Below are 16,112 nucleotides of genomic sequence, written 5' to 3'. Positions count from 1 at the left end.
TTTTCTTCTGGTGAAACACAGAGCTGACTCATCCCCGTCACCACCCGGCTCCGGGGAAACAAAAAAGACTTCACCACAGATTTGTCTGTGATAAAGTCTCGTCGTCGTTTATGTAAACCGCGCTGCATCCGGCTGCCATACGGCAGCGGCATGACGAATGCAGCAACCGGATCACGCTCGATGCGATCCGGCCAACTACTCCCTGTATCCCATGATCATGTGATCATCTCGTCTTTTCTGTACAAGTCTCTCTTTTTTGTACGAGGGATATTTTACCATCATTCTGGCTTTCATCAAGGAGAAAATGTGAATTTTTCTATTTTTCCTCCCCGGATCCGGCATCGGTCCTGCGGGAGCTCCGGTCCTCTCCCTCTTCCTGCCAGACAGGCAGAGTTATCACGAACTCGGTCTTCATCGGATCCGCCGGATAATCCGTGAGGATGATATTTCCTCCGCAGCCCCTCACCACGTCTCTGGCGATGGATAGACCGAGGCCGGATCCTCCGGAGGCCCTGGAGGAGTCTCCTTTTACAAAAGGATCGAAGATGGTCTTCCGGACTTCTGCGGGAATGCCCGGACCATCGTCGCCCAGGGTTATCACGGCCTTGTCGTCACGCTGGTATATGGAGCAGTAGAAGGTGGAATTTTCGCCGCAGTACTTGAGATAGTTGTTTACTATGTTGTTGTACACCCTGTTGAAGCGGGACTTGTCTATCCTCACAGGGATGCAGTCGTCCGGGATGTCCAGGGAAAGGTGCCTGCCCTCGATGTCCATCTCCGGGTACCTTCCTGCGAGATACTCTCTGGTGTACTCGCAGATGTCAACGGTCTCTATGTTCAGCTTCAGATCCGGCCTGTTCATCATGGCGTACTGGTGGAACTCGTCGATGAGCTCCGTGAGGCGCTGGGACTTTTCCTCGATGGTCTTGAGGTACTTCTCCTGGTCGTCCACGAGGCCGTCGTTTATGGCCTTGGCGTATCCCTGGATCACGGTGACCGGAGTCTTCAGATCGTGAGCGATCCCGGAGATCATCTTCTGCTGGGCATCCCTCATGGCCTGGTTCTCCTTCTCCGATTCCTCGAGCTTCTTTGACATGACGTTGAAGCTGTCGCACATGTCCACGAACTCTGTAGGGCCGTCGTATACTATGAGACCTCCGGTCTTTCCCTGGCTCACGTCGCTCATGGCCCGCTCCAGGGCGTTGACAGGTTTTTTCACCTTCCTGGTGATGAGCCTGGAAAAGATGAGTATCATCAGCACGTAGGCAACGATGGTTCCTGCGACTATCAGGAGGGTGTTCCTCTCCCGGCGGTTCATGGCGGACACCATGTCCAGCTTCTGGAACGCCACGAGAGTATACTTCTTCCCATCGAGCCGCAGCCCGGTCTTGATGATGCTTATGTCCTTCCCGAACTTTCCAGTGAGGACCTTATATTCATCATTCGTGTATTTTGTCTTGTCAGGGAATTTCGTGGAATATATGACGTTGTGCTTCGTGTCCAGCACATCCGTGTCCGCAGAATCGATGTATTCCGAATAGATGTCGGTGGTCCACCTCCTCTGTATAAAGAGTACCTTTTCACCGTCTCCTCTCGTCGATGTGTGTATGTCCACATCTACTATCTCATCGTTTTTCGGGATGAGCTTTATTGAATCCTGGGTGAAGGTCTTCACCGGGCATCTGCCCTTGATGTAGACCGTCTTCCCGCTGCGGTCCAGGATAACGACACCGCTTCCATTTCCGATGTACTTCTGGTATTTCACCTTATCGAGATCATCTGCCTCTCTGTAGGCAGATGCCAGCTTTTTCACTCCATTATCGATGGTCGATTCATATGTGTTGTAGCTGGTGAGGTATGCCACGGCATAGATCAGGACTATCAGAAGAGCGGAGAAGATGATGTAGTTCCGGACTATCGTGTTTATGAAGCTCCCCCGCTTCACTCTGATCCCCTTGTATTTATTGATCATCTTTTTCAATCTTGTACCCGAGACCCCTTATGTTCCTGATGTACTTGGGATGCCTGAAGTCGTCTCCCAGCTTGTCTCTGAGATTCGAGATGTGCACCATGATGCTGTTGTCGTCGGACTGGAAGTAGTCACCGATCACGTTCTCGCAGATCTGCTGCTTGGTGAACACCCTTCCCGGCTCCTTCATGAGAAGGGCCAGTATCTTGAATTCCGTCGACGTGAGGACCAGTTCCCTGCCGTCCTGGGTCACCGTCTTCCCGTCTTTATCCAGGACAAGGTCCTTCACATTGAGGATCTCTCTTTCGTGGCTCTCTTCCTGACCGTCCTGCCCTGCGGGGCCCTTGAGGTCGTAGTATCTCCTGAGATTGGACTTCACCCTGGCCACCACTTCCAGCGGGTTGAAAGGCTTGGTCATGTAGTCGTCCGCCCCCAGGTCAAGGCCCAGGATCTTGTCGCTGTCCATGTTTTTCGCAGAGAGAAAGATTATTGGAAAGCTGTATTTCTCTCTCAGTTTCATGGTGAGCTCATACCCGTTCATCTTGTCCATCATGATGTCGAAGATCCCGATGTCCGGCGGGTTATCAACGGCCATTTCGTAAGCCTCCTGGCCGTTTCCGGCGACCATGACCTCGTATCCGCTGCTGGTGAGATACAGCTTCAGCAGATTAGCAATGTCCTTGTCGTCCTCTGCCACCAGAACCGTGTATTTCATAAGTTCTTCCTCCTTCAGCACCAATCTTACATTCACTTCAGGCCGATTTCTACCGATTTCCTCCATTTATTTTTCCCTGTCTTCCTCGCTGTACCTGCAAAAAACTTCCTCTATCCTCTCACCGGGCATTCCCTCTGGTCCAGTGTCCGGAACTCGTATCCTTCACTTTTCCATACGGGAAGCACCATTTTCAGGGCTTCTATCGTTCTGGCGGGCGCGTCGTTGCTCCCTCTTCCGTCGTGGATGCAGATCACGTCCTCAGGACCCGTCCTGGCCAGGAGCTTCCCGGCCGTGACATTCGCCGGCTGGCCTCCGCGCCAGTCCTCTGCCATCACGGTCCAGTAGACACGCTCCATCCCGAGCCTGTCCGTCTGCAGAATGGTCTCTCTGTTTATCTCCCCCCAGGGAGCCCTGTAAAGTTTCGGACTGATACCCAGTTTTTTCAGGGTCTTCATGGATCTGGAAAAAGACTCTTTCGTGAAGCCCCCGGACGCGAGCAGTGCGCTCCTGTGTCGCCAGGAGTGGAGTCCCACCAGGTGCCCGTCATCCTTCATTCTTATCACCGCCTCCGGGTATTTCTCCACGAATTCCGTGACCACAAAAAAGCTGGCCTTCACGTCGTATTCCTCCAGCAGGTCCAGGAGCTCCAATGTGTGCTCTCCCGGACCGTCGTCGAAGGTGAGGTAGATCACTTTTTTTTCTTCTGTGGCGCCGAAGGCGCCATCACCTGCGCTATTGCCGGCGCTTTCAGCGCTGCCAGTGCCAGTACCTGATCCGGCGCCTGCCTTCATGCTCCTGACGCGCCTGGTGCTGAGCATGTAGCTGTACTTCTCTCTGGCCGTGGGGGCCAGGTGATACAGGCCAGCCGCGACTGCCGCGGCAGCAAAAAAACTTTTTCCACTAATAGCCATAGCTCAACGCTCCTATCCGGCTCTGGCCGCCGTTGTTTCTTCCTGTATTTCTTGCGATGGCGTCGATGGCGTCCGTCATGCTGACCCTTCCGTACAACCACCTGAGGTCGGCCATGTGCCTCTCCATTTTTTCCATCTCGCGCCCGTCTCTCAGAAAAGACATGAGCCCCTCCGGGGTTACCTCATCACCCGACCAGAAAACTTTCGCGATCCCGTGGCGCTCGGCGAACCGGGCGTTGTAGACCTCCTGGCTGAGTTCCGGCTCGATGAAGAGCAGCGGGATCCCCGTTTCGATGGCCTCAAAAAGAGTGATCCCTCCCGGCTTCGTTATGAGCAGGTCGGAGTCTCTCATGAGGCTGTCCACCTCATCTGTGAATCCAAGCGTCCGGAACTCCGGATGCTCCCTCTCGAGCTCCGCCTTCCTCTCTGCATTGCTGCCGCAGACCACTGTGACCTCTGCGCCGTATCTGCCTACCACGGCCGAGAGCAGCTTATCCAGCTTTTCCTGATCAGAGGCGAGGCCGAGACCTCCGCCCATGACCAGGATGCGCGGAGACGTAGCTTCCGGCAACTGAGTTGCCTCGCTGCGGGCCGAACCTGCCGGCATTTGAGTCGCCTCGCTGAAGGCCGAACCCTCTGGCATCCCATCTGCCATGCGGGACCCCGGAGCCTCCGACGGGCGATGATGATTTTTTTCCGTGAACTCCCTGCGGACCGGGATGCCGGTCACCCAGATGCGGTCCGGCGACACGCCCCTCTCGATGAGCTGCTGCCTGGTCTCCATGCTTCCTGCAAAATACCCGTCAGTGTGGTCGGCTATCCACTCGTTGTGTGGATGGATGTCGGTGATGCATGTGTACAGCGGGATGTCGTCTCCCGTGAACTCCTTGTACGCCGCCACGTATCTTGAACAGCAGGGAAAGATCGCTATTATCCCGTCAGCGTCCTTCTGGCGGATGAGACTGCCTATCTTCCATGATATGTAGGCCTTCATCGGCAGCAGGCTCACGTTATCCGTGGCGTCGATTGCCTTGTTGTACAGTTCTGTATTGTGAAACACCATCCTGTTGAAGGTGCTGTATATTTTTCTGCTGATATGCGGGAAAAGGTAGTCTATAAAATCCACCGTCTCCACTTTCCCGAAGCGCGGGTCGGCCCCCAGCTTCTCTTCCACGGCCTCCGCCGCCTTGACATGTCCCATACCGAATCTGGCTGTGAGGATCAGAATGTTCAAGTTCTCCGCCTCCTTCTCTCTCGATCAACGATATCAAGTATAGGGAAGCAATCTTAAGGGCCTTGAACACCAGCCTTAAGATTTCCTTAAAAGCAGATGGGGCGGCGCGTTGCGCTTGCGGCAGGAGCAGAAAAGCGCGATGCGCAAGCGGCGCGTGATGCGCGTTTTGCAAGTGGTGTCCGCGATACGCGGACTAATGTTGTTGCTTCGCGTGCTGGCCACACCTGCGTGGGCGCGATGCGCTTGGCGTGGAGAGGCGCGATGCGCGTTTTGCAAGTGTTGTCCGCGATACGCGGACTAATGTCGTTGTATTGCATGCTGGCCGCACCTGCGTGAGCGTAATGCGCTTGGCGTGGAGAGGCGCGATGCGCGTTTTGCAAGTGTTGTCCGCGATACGCGCACTAATGTCGTTGTATCGCGTGCTGGCCGCACCTGCGTGGGCGCGATGCGCTTGGCGTGGAGAGGCGCGATGCGCTTGAAGCGAGAAAAAACGCAGGCGACGTCCAGTCGCCTGCGCACCGCAAGGCAATCATAAATTTTCGGAATTGTAAATAGACAGTTCCGAAAATTTTCCTCTCAAAGCATCAATACAGTTTCCCAAATCTGCTGTGTATTTTTATGAAAAATTTTAATTCCACTCTACATACCCCTTTTTCGGCGTTTCCCCTGGAATTTTTTTCTGCGATCAGAGGCACTGAGGAAGCAATGAATTGAAAAAGCATTTTTATTCTGTCTTCAAGCGAGAACTGGTCTCACAGCATCAAGATATTGAGTCTTACTGATATGATTTTGTGACTAATAGAGCCTGCTTACTGTGACCATCTGGCGACTTGCAGCCGCCAGGTCGAGGATTGTATTATATTGTTCTTTTTTCATGGTGATAGACCGGTAGCTTTTCCAGGGGAAACGCCGAAAATCCGTGTTTCCCCTGGAAAAGCTTCATCTCAAAGAAGCGGTATCCACAATTTCATTCGAAATTGTGGATGTTCACATACAATGTATCGCATAAACATACACCAGGCACATCTCACCCACGTCATCTACTTAACCGGTCACACACATCGGTCTCACGAACGTATACATTAACTATCATATGACTCACATATGAGACCCGGAGCATGCGCTGACCAAGAAGGCCCAACCACGAGCAGTACTTTCAACTGGAATCGCGTTCTGTACTGCTCTCTGGCCACAACTCATCACAGAATCTCTGACATTCGGTCTCACCGCCCGACTCTACGGTTGGTATACCCGAAAAATGAGCGTTTAATGAGCGTTTTTTCTTAACATCGGAGTTTTTCGTGATATATATGGGATCAGGAAGAGAGTCCACAGCACTGGCAACCGCCAACGGCGCGAGCCACTTCAGTGCAAGCGTCGCACAACGCGGTAGCGCAAACCAGCATCAGGCAGCCGCCAGTGACGCGAGCCGGCGCGGCGCCTTGCCCCGCCAACCGGCGCCTTGCCCCGCCAACTGCCAGCGGCGCGAGCCAGCAACGGCCCCGCCAACCACCAACGGCGCCATGGAAGCCAGCGGCGCAGGCTGGCACAAACAGATGCTGGCGCCGCCGCAAGCCGTGGACCTCTCAGAAACGGAGGTGTCTTATGAAACGCTTTTCCAAACACATCAAACCGAGTCAGGTCATTGGCATAATCGTGCTCACCTTTCTTTTCAGGCTCACGATCCCAGCCCTGATCGCGAGCCTGGGAGTTGACACCAGAACCGGGGAGACCGCAGCCAACTACTCGCTTTCCGGTTCGTGGCTGCACATCATCGGTCTGCTGCTCTACGTCTACGCCATCGTGATCTTCGCCGTGGAAAGGCACCTTGATCTCCCGTTCTGGTACGGCAGATCCCAGAGCGCCGGCTCAAACGCAAACGGCGCCATCATCGTGTCCATCGCCATAGCCCTGCTCATGCTTTCGCCGATCATGACCGCAGTGCTCGTCCTGATCACCATCGTGATCCAGATACTGATCAGCACGGCCGCGGACAACAGGCGGGAGGCCCTGGAATCAAAGTTCGTCGGTCGCGCGGGAACGGCCGTCGGCGAGATAAACGGCAAAGGACTTGTGGATCTTGAGGGGGAAAAAGTAAAGGTCATCTCGAAAAAAGTCATTCCGGCGGGTGCCCGGGTGAAGGCGACCGACGTCAGGGGATCAAGGATCGTCGTGCTGCCGGAGGAAGCAGACCAGGCTGAAGGAGATGATCTGGGTGTCGGACCCGAACAGTCGGAATGAGATGTAGCGATCCAGTTCCCGGTCTTTGCAAAAAGTCCTATGACTTTTGCAAAAAATCTTGCGTTTTCCATAGGAGTTTCGCATAATTGCCTGCGTTTTCCATAGGAGTTTACGAAAAGAGCAGCAGACCCGCCATCTGCTGCTCTTTTCTTCTCCTTCAACTGGTGGTCATGATCCTCCCGTCGACGCGTCGGCGCTCTAGATCATCCTGATCTCCATTTTTTCTTCCGTTATATCCGTCACCGGCACCTCTGCGGAAACGGAACTGCCGACCTCCACGGAGTAGTTCTTGTGGATCAGGCAGTTCACCGGATCCTCCGTTCCGATGACGATCTCCAGCCTGTGCCCCGGCGCCAATGTGTATCTTGTGGCGTTCAGGTAGCAGTGATAGTCGTGGAACTCTCCATAATTGAGCTCGATGCTCTTCTCAGAGGTCTCCGGGGCGTAGCCGGAGTCAGGGTTGCACAGGTCGATGTATGCCCTGGAAAAGACTCTGTATTTTTTCGAGGTGGTCTCGAACTCCACGCGATCGAATCTCGGCAGGCCTGGGCCGTTGTCGATGACCTTTTCCTCAACGGTCCTGAGCGGTACCACATTCCTGGATGCATCTGTGGTACGAACGCTCTCGAACTCCTGGTCGCAGACGTCGCAGAGGAGTACTGTAAGCTTTACGTCGTCCATTTTTCCGGCGGCTGAGCCGAGCTTCATGGTGATCTTGTCGGCATCGTTTGCGTTCTCGCCGTCGAAGAACGTGGCCTTGTTCCCGGTCTTCAGTGCAGCGCTGAAGTCGACCTTGACGGTGCCCTGGATGGTGAGAGTCTTTTTCAGCTCGTCTGTTGAGAGTCTCATGTTCATGTTGGTGGAGCTGAGGCTCATCTTCTCGTCGAAGTTGTCGGCGTCCACGCCTGCCGCCTTCCATTCCGTGTCAAGAGTTACGTTGCCGGCGTCTGTGCTGGAGAGAGCGATGTTTTTGCCGGTGTGCCAGCTGTCTTCCTTCACCCAGTTGTGCTGATCCAGGTTGTCCTGAGCCAGGACGCCAGGCATGTTCTCGGCGCCGTTCTCCTGGTCGAAAAGATAGTGGGAAAGCCACTTGTTTACCAGGTCATCGTAGTTCTGTCCGTCGACGGAGATGCCGTATCCCTTGGTGGCCATGGTCGGGGTGAAGTGGAATCCCTGGTGGAGTACCAGTTTTACGTCCTTGCCGGCCTTTTCAAAGGAGTCGTGCATCATCTCGAACTGCTTCGTGGAAACGTTCTCGTCGTTGAAGCCGTGGATGATGAGCGCGCTGCACCTGATCTTCTCCCAGTTCAGTGTGTAGTTGCCCGGATCCCAGAACTCTCTGTCATAATCGAATCCGCCCTCCAGCTGCTTCTCCGCGAACCAGTTGTGGAAGCTGAGGATCTTCTCCCTCATCTCAGGGGTGAGCTCCGGGTCGTTGTAGCGGCTGGAGCAGTAGTAAGACAGGAAGCTCATGAGCATCTCCTGCGGCCAGTATCTCTGTGCGCCCTGCTGGTTCAGGAAGCTGTACCAGTCGGCGATGCCCGCGACAGGAACTATGGTCTCCAGGCCCTCAACGCCGGTGGTGGCAACTGCAAAAGGCATGGTGCCTCCGTAGGACCGCCCAGTCATGGCCACCTTTCCGCTGCACCAGTCGGCTTTTACCTCCATGGTGCCGGCCCTGTCCGCGAAGCCGATCCTGTCTCCGTGGAGCCACTCGACTACGGCCTTGAATCCGTCTCTTTCATAGTAAGAGCCCGTGTACTCGAAGCCCTCGGAACCGAGGGTGCCGATCCCGGCGCTCTGGACCACCGCATATCCTCTCACGAGGTAGTAGTCATATAAGTCGATGTTGTCGTAGCAGGTGACTCCCTCACCTCTGCCCTTGTCCTCGTAGTACCAGTCTGCAGGATCCGCGATCTCCGCGGCTTCCAGAGTGGTGATCTCCTTTTCCGGAGCCCTTCCGCCGCACTGGTTTTCGAGGCCGTCGTCAGGAAAAGCCTTGAAATTCCCGTGGTCCACCTCTTTCATGTGGTCGTAGGCGTCCCCCTGTATGCCGGAGGAATACGGCCGGGCCTCATAGACAACAGGCGCCTTGTAGCTCCCGAGAGCCGCTGCCCTCGGCACCTGAACGAAGGCTTTTACCAGGTCCCTTTTTCCATCCCCGTCCATGTCGAAGTCCGTCTCCACGTAGACGCAGTACCTCACGACGTGCGATGCATTCCTGTCGTAGGCCGCGCCCGTCTTTCCGTCGGTAAAAGGAAATACCGGCTGCGCCACGCCATCCTTGAATACAGGTCTCAGCTGCTGATCCGAATCGTACATAACCAACCTCCAATTCTGTTCGTATGGTCCATAGGACCGCCCCGCCGCATCGCAGCGGAACATCCCGCGTATTTTTGATTATACAATGAAAAGGAGTCTCCGGCCACCGCGGCCGCGCACCGTGCGCAACTTGATTTAACAAGGAATTAATGTTAGCATTCCATAAGTTTTTACAGCAGTACCCTATAATTTATAAATGTTATTGCACATGAGGCCGGGATAGTCCGGTGGATATTTCCGGGATCTGCGGGCCCGATCACACAAAAAAAGGATAAGTAAATGCAGCAGGCTCTGATCGACATCGGTTCCAACTCCATGCGGCTCACGGTATTCGACGTGAGGCACGGCGATTTCAAGGTTCTTTTCAAGCAGAAGTACATGGCCGGACTGGCAGGATACGTTGAGGACGGCAGGCTCACCACCGCCGGCATCCTCCGCGCGTGCAGCGGTCTCTCCGAGTTCAGGAACACGCTGAACGCACTGGGGATCAGGAATACCAATGTCTTTGCCACCGCCTCGCTGAGAAACATCGACAACACAGAGGAGGCCCTCCACTTCATCGAGGGCGCCACCGGCTACCAGATCGAGGTGATCAGCGGCGAGGAGGAGGCCGCCTACGGTTACGCAGGCGCCATGATCGGCCTGGAAAAGATCAGGAACGGTTCCTTCGTGGACATCGGCGGTGCCAGCACCGAGGTCGTGAAGTACGAGGACGGAAAGCTCCTGGAATCCGCCAGCTTCAAAGTGGGATCCCTTTCTCTTTTCAAGCACAACGTCCGGAAGATACTGCCGGGCCTTGGCTCCTTCCAGCGCATGGAGGACGAGATAAAAGAGAAGATCGACGGCGCTGAGGATTTCCACTTCAGCAAGTATTCTCCACTGGTGTGCACCGGTGGTACCTCGAGAGCGGTGATGAAGATCGCCCGCAGCTACCTGGACCTCCCGGAGAGCTGCACCTCCATCGACAGATATCAGCTGGACAAGCTGTACGAGTTCTTTTACAAGGGCGGCACCCCTGTGCGGGACCTTATCCTCAGGATCGAGCCTGAACGCATCCACACACTCATCCCCGGGTCCCTTATCCTCAGGCACATAGCAGAAAAATTCCAGGCCGACGAGATTATCGTCAGCAAATACGGCGTAAGAGAGGGATACCTGTGTCAGCGATTGATCAAGTAAATGTAAAAAACGAGAACGGCCCGTCGGAACAGCCGCGGCAGTTCGTGTACACCCAGAACCGTGAGCTGAGCTGGCTTCGGTTCAACCAGAGGGTTTTGGAGGAGGCGGGAGACCACAGTCTTCCATTGCTGGAGCGGCTTAAATTCGTCTCCATCTTCTCCAGCAACCTGGACGAGTTTTTCATGGTCAGAGTCGGAAGCCTGGTGGACATGTCCCAGGTCTCACCGGACGAGCGTGACAACAAGACCGGCTGGAACGCAGAGGAACAGCTGGAAAAGGTCTACGATGCCGTCCACGATCTCATGCCCCTGAAGTCCTTCATCTATCAGGAGCTCCAGCGGGAAATGAACGAGCGTGACATCTGTGACCTTTCTGTCTCACAGCTCACGAAGACCGACAGGCAGTTCATCCAGGACTATTTTGCGATAAACGTCCTGTCGGTGATATCTCCGATGGTCATCGACAGCCGTCACCCCATTCCGCACCTCATCAACAAAAATCTTTACGTTACCGCTTTTCTCACCAACTCCAATGGAAAGAACTTCATCGGGCTGGCTCCCGTGCCGACGACCCTGGATCCTTACGTCAAACTTCCGGGTCCAGGTCTGAGATACATCCGGACCGAAAATATCATCCGGGAATTCATATCATCTCTGTTCGACCTGTACACCATTCAGGAGTCCTGCGTGATAAGCGTAACGAGGAACGCAGACATAAACTTCGACGACGATAAGTTCGACGACAACGAGGAAAACTACCTGGAGAGGTTCTCCCAGATGCTCAAGCTGCGGAACCGCCTCTCTGTAGTGCGTCTGGAGGTCAGCGATCCCATCTCCAGAAAGTTCATGAACAAGCTGGAAGATCTGGTGGGAGTTGACAAAAATCAGGTCTTCCAGGATCCATGCCCCCTCAACATGAGCTATGTGTTCGGCCTGTCAAAGCTGCTTCCTGCCGAGGAGGCCGCCGAGATGCTCTACGAACCCTACACACCGAGATGGCCTGAGGATCTCAGCCCATCCGAAAACATGATAGAGCAGATCCAGAGGAAGGATCGCCTGCTCTTCTACCCCTTCGATTCGGTGGATCCTTTCCTGCGCCTCCTGATGGAGGCCGCCGAAAGACCTGACGTGGTATCCATGAAGATCACCCTCTACAGGCTGGCGACATCCTCGAAGATCGCCCGCGCCCTGTGCCACGCCGCGGAAAACGGAAAAGAGGTCATCGTCCTCATGGAGCTCCGAGCCCGCTTCGACGAGGCCAACAACATCGCCTGGGCCAGGGTCCTGGAGGACTCCGGGTGCACCGTGATGTACGGCATTGAAGACTACAAGTGCCACAGCAAGATCTGCCTGATCACCATGAAAACAAGAGGAAAGCTGAACTACATCACCCAAGTGGGCACCGGTAACTACAACGAAAAGACCAACGCCCAGTACACCGACCTCTCTCTCATGACCGCATCCCGGGAGATCGGCGAGGACGCAACATCCTTTTTCCAGAACATGATGGTCAGCAACCTGGACGGCCACTACAACCACCTGCTGGCATCTCCGACTGGCATCAAGCCGGCCCTCATCAAGATGATCGACCAGCAGATCCAGCTCGGCCCGGACGGATACATCTGCATCAAGGCCAACTCGGTGACCGAGCGTGAGATCATCGACAAACTCATGGAGGCTTCCTGCGCAGGAGTCGAGATCCACATGATAATCAGGGGTATCTGCTGCATCCTGCCTGGAGTCAAGGATTACACCGAGAACATCCACGTGGTCAGCATCGTCGGCCGCTACCTCGAGCACGCCAGGATCTACTGCTTCGGCCGCGGTGACGACTGCAGGCTCTACATATCATCGGCTGACCTCATGACCAGGAACCTGAACAGGCGCGTGGAGATCGCCTGCCCGGTCTACGACCAGGACCTGAAGAAAAAGCTGAAGTGGATCCTCAAGGTCCAGCTACACGACGACGTGAAATCCAGCACCGTCCTTCCGAACGGCCTCTATGAGCGTAACCGCCCGAGCAGCGTTTCCCCGTGCAGCAGCCAGGACGAGTTCATGAGGGTTTCGATACACGAGCCGGATCCGGGCCACCGAAAAGGCTTCTTCGGGAGGCTGTGGGACAGGCTCGGGGGAAAAGCATAGTATTGAGTGCCCGTGTGCAGTGGTTGCACCTGCATGCTGGGCTTACGCCCGTCTGAGCGAGGGCGCAAGCACCCCGATCTCTGTTAGCATTCGCCCGGCCTGCGCCCGGCCGCCTGAGCGAGGGAGCGGGTCGGCGCGAGGGAGCGGGTCGCTTCAGGGATTTGCGTCCGCTTCAGAGATGCGCGTCCGCTTCAGAGATGCGCGTCCGCTTCAGAGATGCGCATCTGCTTCAGAGATGCGCGTCCGCTTCAGAAATGCGCGTCCGCTTCAGAAATGCGCGTCCGCTTCAGAGATGCGCGTCTGCTTCAGAAATGCGCGTCCGCTTCAGAAATGCGCGTCCGCTTCAGAGATGCGCGTCCGCTTCAGAAATATGCGTCCGCTTCAGAAATGCGCGTCCGTGTATCGCGGACAGTTGACTTTTAGCTGCGCACTAGTGGCAAGTGTCCGCTAGTTTCAGACGAGATTTGAGGGATGGGACAGCCTGACACGCTGAAACCCATCTTTTTTTTATTGAGAAGAAGTGTTTTTCCAGGGGAAACGCCGAAAATGCCATGTTTTACTGGAAAAATTCTTTGCGTTTCCTCTGGAAAAAAATACAATCGATGTACAATCGGGGGATTGCGCCACACGCGTGGCGTAATCTTACCTATCCAAAGGCCTTGGTCACACATGTTGGTCACGTGTGGCACGATACTGTGACACTGAGACCCTGAGCAATGACTTTTTCCGTAAACCGAGCCGGCTTCTCACCTGCTTTTCATTTCTGAAGCAGAATTTTTCCAGGGGAAACGCCGATTTTCGGGCATGTGGAGTGGAATCGCAAATTTGAATAAATATTAATACAGGGTTTTGACCTCTGTACTCCTCATTTTGGCAGAAAATTTCAGTAACTGTATATTTACATTTTGAAAAATCTATGATTCGACCGCTCTCGTTTTCTTTCAACTGAGCTAACATGGTCTGCTATCCAGCAACAACGCCGTGCCGCTGGAAGCAGCCACTAGTCAGTTCACTGCCAGCGGCAGCGTTCCTGTTGCATGCCAGAATAAGAAAATAATGGAGGCAATACTGCCATCTCACATTTAAGTGAATAGCAAACATCTGCAGGATCTAAAATCAATTTGAACAGATCCGAGAGCTGCCGTGAACTTGCAGAACACTTTTCAATTGGATGTCGTTATTTTTATAACCAATTGTGATATCATATCGGCGAGAGCTGAAAGTGTTGTAAGACTCGACGTGTTGAACTCAACACGTTGAAACAGATGTGAACGGGGCTGATGTTATGTGTGAATACGAATATAATCACCGGGAAATGGAAGCTGATGAGAGCTGCGACAATGGTTGCGGCGGATATTCGTGTGACGATGCGAACTCAAACTGCTGCTGCGGGGTTGGATATTCCTGCGATGATGTGAACAGGCGGAGCGGTGAATATTCACGTGATGATGTGAACAGGCGGAGCAGTGAATATTCATGCAGAAATTCAAATAATCATACCAGCATGAGTGACGATGAGCTCGCTGCAAAAGAGCGGGAATTCGAGGCGCAGCCTCTGACGGCGGAGCTGGTGTACCAGCGTTTTGGGGAAGGTATCTGCTGCGCCGCACAGGTTTTCGGGGCGCTGGCGCCGGCCGCAGGGATCGATGGCAGGTCTGCCCGGAAGATCGCTGCGGGTTTCGGGTCCGGTATGACCTGCGCCGGCACGTGCGGGTGTGTGACCGGTGCGCTCATGGCGCTCGGCTGCCGGTTCGGCAATTTCGTGCCGGGGCAGGCAGATCGGCGGACCGCCTTTTTCGAAAAGCGCCAGCGCTTCCTCCAGGAGTTTACCCGGCGCTTTGGAAGCTGCAGCTGTCCGCAGCTCCTCATGGACTACGATCCGGCAGACCCGTCAGACCTTGAAAAGATCAAGTCCCAGGGCCTCATGCAAAAGGTCTGTGCTCCCATGGTTCTGGCAGCTATCGAGATCGCTGGTGAAATCCTGAAAGAAGAAATGTAGCAATATGCAGCAGGCTGCGGCACATCGCATATTACAGTGGCTCGCTCTGGCAGGCCGCACGTTTGTAGCGGCATCCCGCAACCTGCGGCCTGATACAGCTTGAGTTTTTTACGAAAAAAATTTATCGCATCTCCACTCGCCCGGCTTCGGCCCCGCGTCTGGGGCGATATGAGATACTATTTTTTTGATAAGCACCATATCAAGCTTTTCACGCTCGTCCTCCATAGTAACGATCAGACTTTCTCCTTGAGCATAACCATTCAACTGAAACCACTTGATTTTCCATAGAGACGACTCTCGATACCTCGGGATGTCCATCATCCCCATGTGCTCCCAGTAGATCTCCCTCCTGTTTGCCACATCCAGGATGGTGAAATCCGGGTAAATGGTGACGTCACGGTCATCCACAAAAAGCGTCAACGGCTTTTCATAGAAAAAAGGTATGCCATATATCAGCAGCATGATCGCGATATCCTGCTCACCCTTCGAACGCACCATGAGATCGTCCGTGACCCTGTATATTTTTTCCTCAGGATGATACGGGTTGGGTTCGAATTCCTGGTTCAGCCAGTTCTCGAGGAACTCATCATCGCTTTCCATGAACGGCTCCGAAAGACTTTGAAACCTCTTGTTCATTCTGCTGTGTGTGGATTCTACTGTACCTCTGCAATATGTTTTCAGCAGCCTTTCTATTTCAACCTTTTCTGATATTGCCTCTTCAAGAGTGAGTCTGTCATATTTCTTTTGTGCAAGTTGCCTGATCTGATCATCGCATTTTTTGCTCAGATACTTTCCTCTCTTGTCACTGCTATTCATCCGCCAGTAGTACTCCACTCTGTCACGCTCACTTCTTTCGATGATCGTCAGGAGTCCATCCGGAGCGGCAGTGATTGCATCCGACTTTTCATCTATCAGCTGTTCCAGAAATTCGAGTCTCCCGTTCAATATGGAAATAACTTGAGAAACATTGTTAAACAGATCCAGTGACATACACTTATCCTGCCCTTCCCTCTTTAATGGGTCGTCGAGTTGCTGAGTTGCCAGACTGTCTGGCTACCGGGTCTACCGAACCGCGTGGCCTGGTGCAAATTCTGGTCATTCAGTTTATATCATCCAATCATATAGCGCCGCAATGCACCTTGAACAATTGGATACAAACTTGTAGATTAAAGTGATTTTTTTGCACAAGCAGTCTGCCCAAAGAAACTGTGTACACCATTCGGATAGCAACTGTGGTACCAGGGTATACCAGTACGAGCAGGCTGGTCACCAAGTGAAGATATGTTTAAAAAGCAAACCAGGTTTCATGTTTCGAGATGATTGAGATCGAAGAAACAGATCAGGAAAAAATAGAGATAAGCAGTGGCAGATGCTGAGATGCTATCGGATCAGATCTTCATG

At 53.9% G+C, this 16,112-nt stretch carries 10 protein-coding genes; 4 read left to right on the top strand and 6 right to left on the bottom strand.

Annotated elements, in window-relative coordinates; genetic code table 11:
• Positions 1-316 precede the first annotated feature (316 nt).
• From BQ7382_RS02670 to BQ7382_RS02655, 4 genes are all read right to left on the bottom strand, one after another.
• Entirely contained in the window at positions 317-1,972 is a 1,656-nt protein-coding gene (locus BQ7382_RS02670; RefSeq protein ID WP_077390585.1) for a sensor histidine kinase, read from the bottom strand.
• Complete coding sequence (locus tag BQ7382_RS02665) at positions 1,962-2,684, bottom strand: response regulator transcription factor (RefSeq protein ID WP_077390584.1); 723 nt, start codon at positions 2,682-2,684, stop codon at positions 1,962-1,964. Before BQ7382_RS02665 ends, BQ7382_RS02670 begins: the two co-directional genes overlap by 11 nt.
• A gap of 110 nt (positions 2,685-2,794) precedes the next feature.
• Positions 2,795-3,595: a polysaccharide deacetylase family protein gene (locus BQ7382_RS02660; protein WP_077390583.1), complete on the bottom strand. Its 801-nt coding sequence runs from the start codon at positions 3,593-3,595 to the stop codon at positions 2,795-2,797.
• The gene (locus BQ7382_RS02655) at positions 3,585-4,829 is read right to left on the bottom strand and encodes an MGDG synthase family glycosyltransferase (protein WP_077390582.1); all 1,245 of its coding nucleotides are present in this window, start codon (positions 4,827-4,829) and stop codon (positions 3,585-3,587) included. Before BQ7382_RS02655 ends, BQ7382_RS02660 begins: the two co-directional genes overlap by 11 nt.
• 1,605 nt (positions 4,830-6,434) lie before the next feature.
• Between BQ7382_RS02655 and BQ7382_RS02650 the strand changes: the two genes are divergently transcribed.
• Entirely contained in the window at positions 6,435-7,070 is a 636-nt protein-coding gene (locus BQ7382_RS02650; protein WP_077390581.1) for an NfeD family protein, read from the top strand.
• 198 nt (positions 7,071-7,268) lie between these two features.
• Here BQ7382_RS02650 and BQ7382_RS02645 read toward each other — a convergent pair whose 3' ends face one another.
• Positions 7,269-9,392, bottom strand: coding sequence for a CocE/NonD family hydrolase (locus BQ7382_RS02645; protein ID WP_077390580.1), 2,124 nt, complete (start codon positions 9,390-9,392; stop codon positions 7,269-7,271).
• 279 nt (positions 9,393-9,671) lie between these two features.
• Here BQ7382_RS02645 and BQ7382_RS02640 point away from each other — a divergent pair, with 279 nt between their 5' ends.
• The 3 genes from BQ7382_RS02640 to BQ7382_RS02630 all read left to right on the top strand — a co-directional run bounded on the left by BQ7382_RS02640 (position 9,672) and on the right by BQ7382_RS02630 (position 14,711).
• On the top strand, positions 9,672-10,571 hold the full coding sequence (locus BQ7382_RS02640) for a Ppx/GppA phosphatase family protein (RefSeq protein WP_077390579.1): 900 nt from the start codon (positions 9,672-9,674) through the stop codon (positions 10,569-10,571).
• Complete coding sequence (gene ppk1 / locus BQ7382_RS02635; protein WP_159437207.1) at positions 10,550-12,712, top strand: polyphosphate kinase 1; 2,163 nt, start codon at positions 10,550-10,552, stop codon at positions 12,710-12,712. Before BQ7382_RS02640 ends, ppk1 begins: the two co-directional genes overlap by 22 nt.
• A gap of 1,315 nt (positions 12,713-14,027) precedes the next feature.
• Complete coding sequence (locus tag BQ7382_RS02630; protein WP_159437206.1) at positions 14,028-14,711, top strand: C-GCAxxG-C-C family protein; 684 nt, start codon at positions 14,028-14,030, stop codon at positions 14,709-14,711.
• Positions 14,712-14,819: 108 nt separating this feature from the next.
• Here the strand turns inward: BQ7382_RS02630 and BQ7382_RS02625 are convergent, their stop codons facing one another.
• Complete coding sequence (locus tag BQ7382_RS02625; protein ID WP_077390577.1) at positions 14,820-15,701, bottom strand: hypothetical protein; 882 nt, start codon at positions 15,699-15,701, stop codon at positions 14,820-14,822.
• Between the last annotated feature and the right edge of the window lie 411 nt (positions 15,702-16,112).

Origin of the sequence: Mobilibacterium timonense (assembly GCF_900155555.1) — a bacterium.
GTDB lineage: Bacteria > Bacillota > Clostridia > Peptostreptococcales > Anaerovoracaceae > Allobaileyella > Allobaileyella timonense.
This window is presented reverse-complemented; position numbering and strand designations above follow the sequence as displayed.

Coding starts and splice junctions, on each gene's coding strand:
- BQ7382_RS02670 (WP_077390585.1), bottom strand. CDS start 1,972: ATGATCAATAAATACAAGGGGATCAGAGTGAAGCGGGGGAGCTTCATA.
- BQ7382_RS02665 (WP_077390584.1), bottom strand. CDS start 2,684: ATGAAATACACGGTTCTGGTGGCAGAGGACGACAAGGACATTGCTAAT.
- BQ7382_RS02660 (WP_077390583.1), bottom strand. CDS start 3,595: ATGGCTATTAGTGGAAAAAGTTTTTTTGCTGCCGCGGCAGTCGCGGCT.
- BQ7382_RS02650 (WP_077390581.1), top strand. CDS start 6,435: ATGAAACGCTTTTCCAAACACATCAAACCGAGTCAGGTCATTGGCATA.
- BQ7382_RS02645 (WP_077390580.1), bottom strand. CDS start 9,392: ATGTACGATTCGGATCAGCAGCTGAGACCTGTATTCAAGGATGGCGTG.
- BQ7382_RS02640 (WP_077390579.1), top strand. CDS start 9,672: ATGCAGCAGGCTCTGATCGACATCGGTTCCAACTCCATGCGGCTCACG.
- BQ7382_RS02630 (WP_159437206.1), top strand. CDS start 14,028: ATGGAAGCTGATGAGAGCTGCGACAATGGTTGCGGCGGATATTCGTGT.
- BQ7382_RS02625 (WP_077390577.1), bottom strand. CDS start 15,701: ATGTCACTGGATCTGTTTAACAATGTTTCTCAAGTTATTTCCATATTG.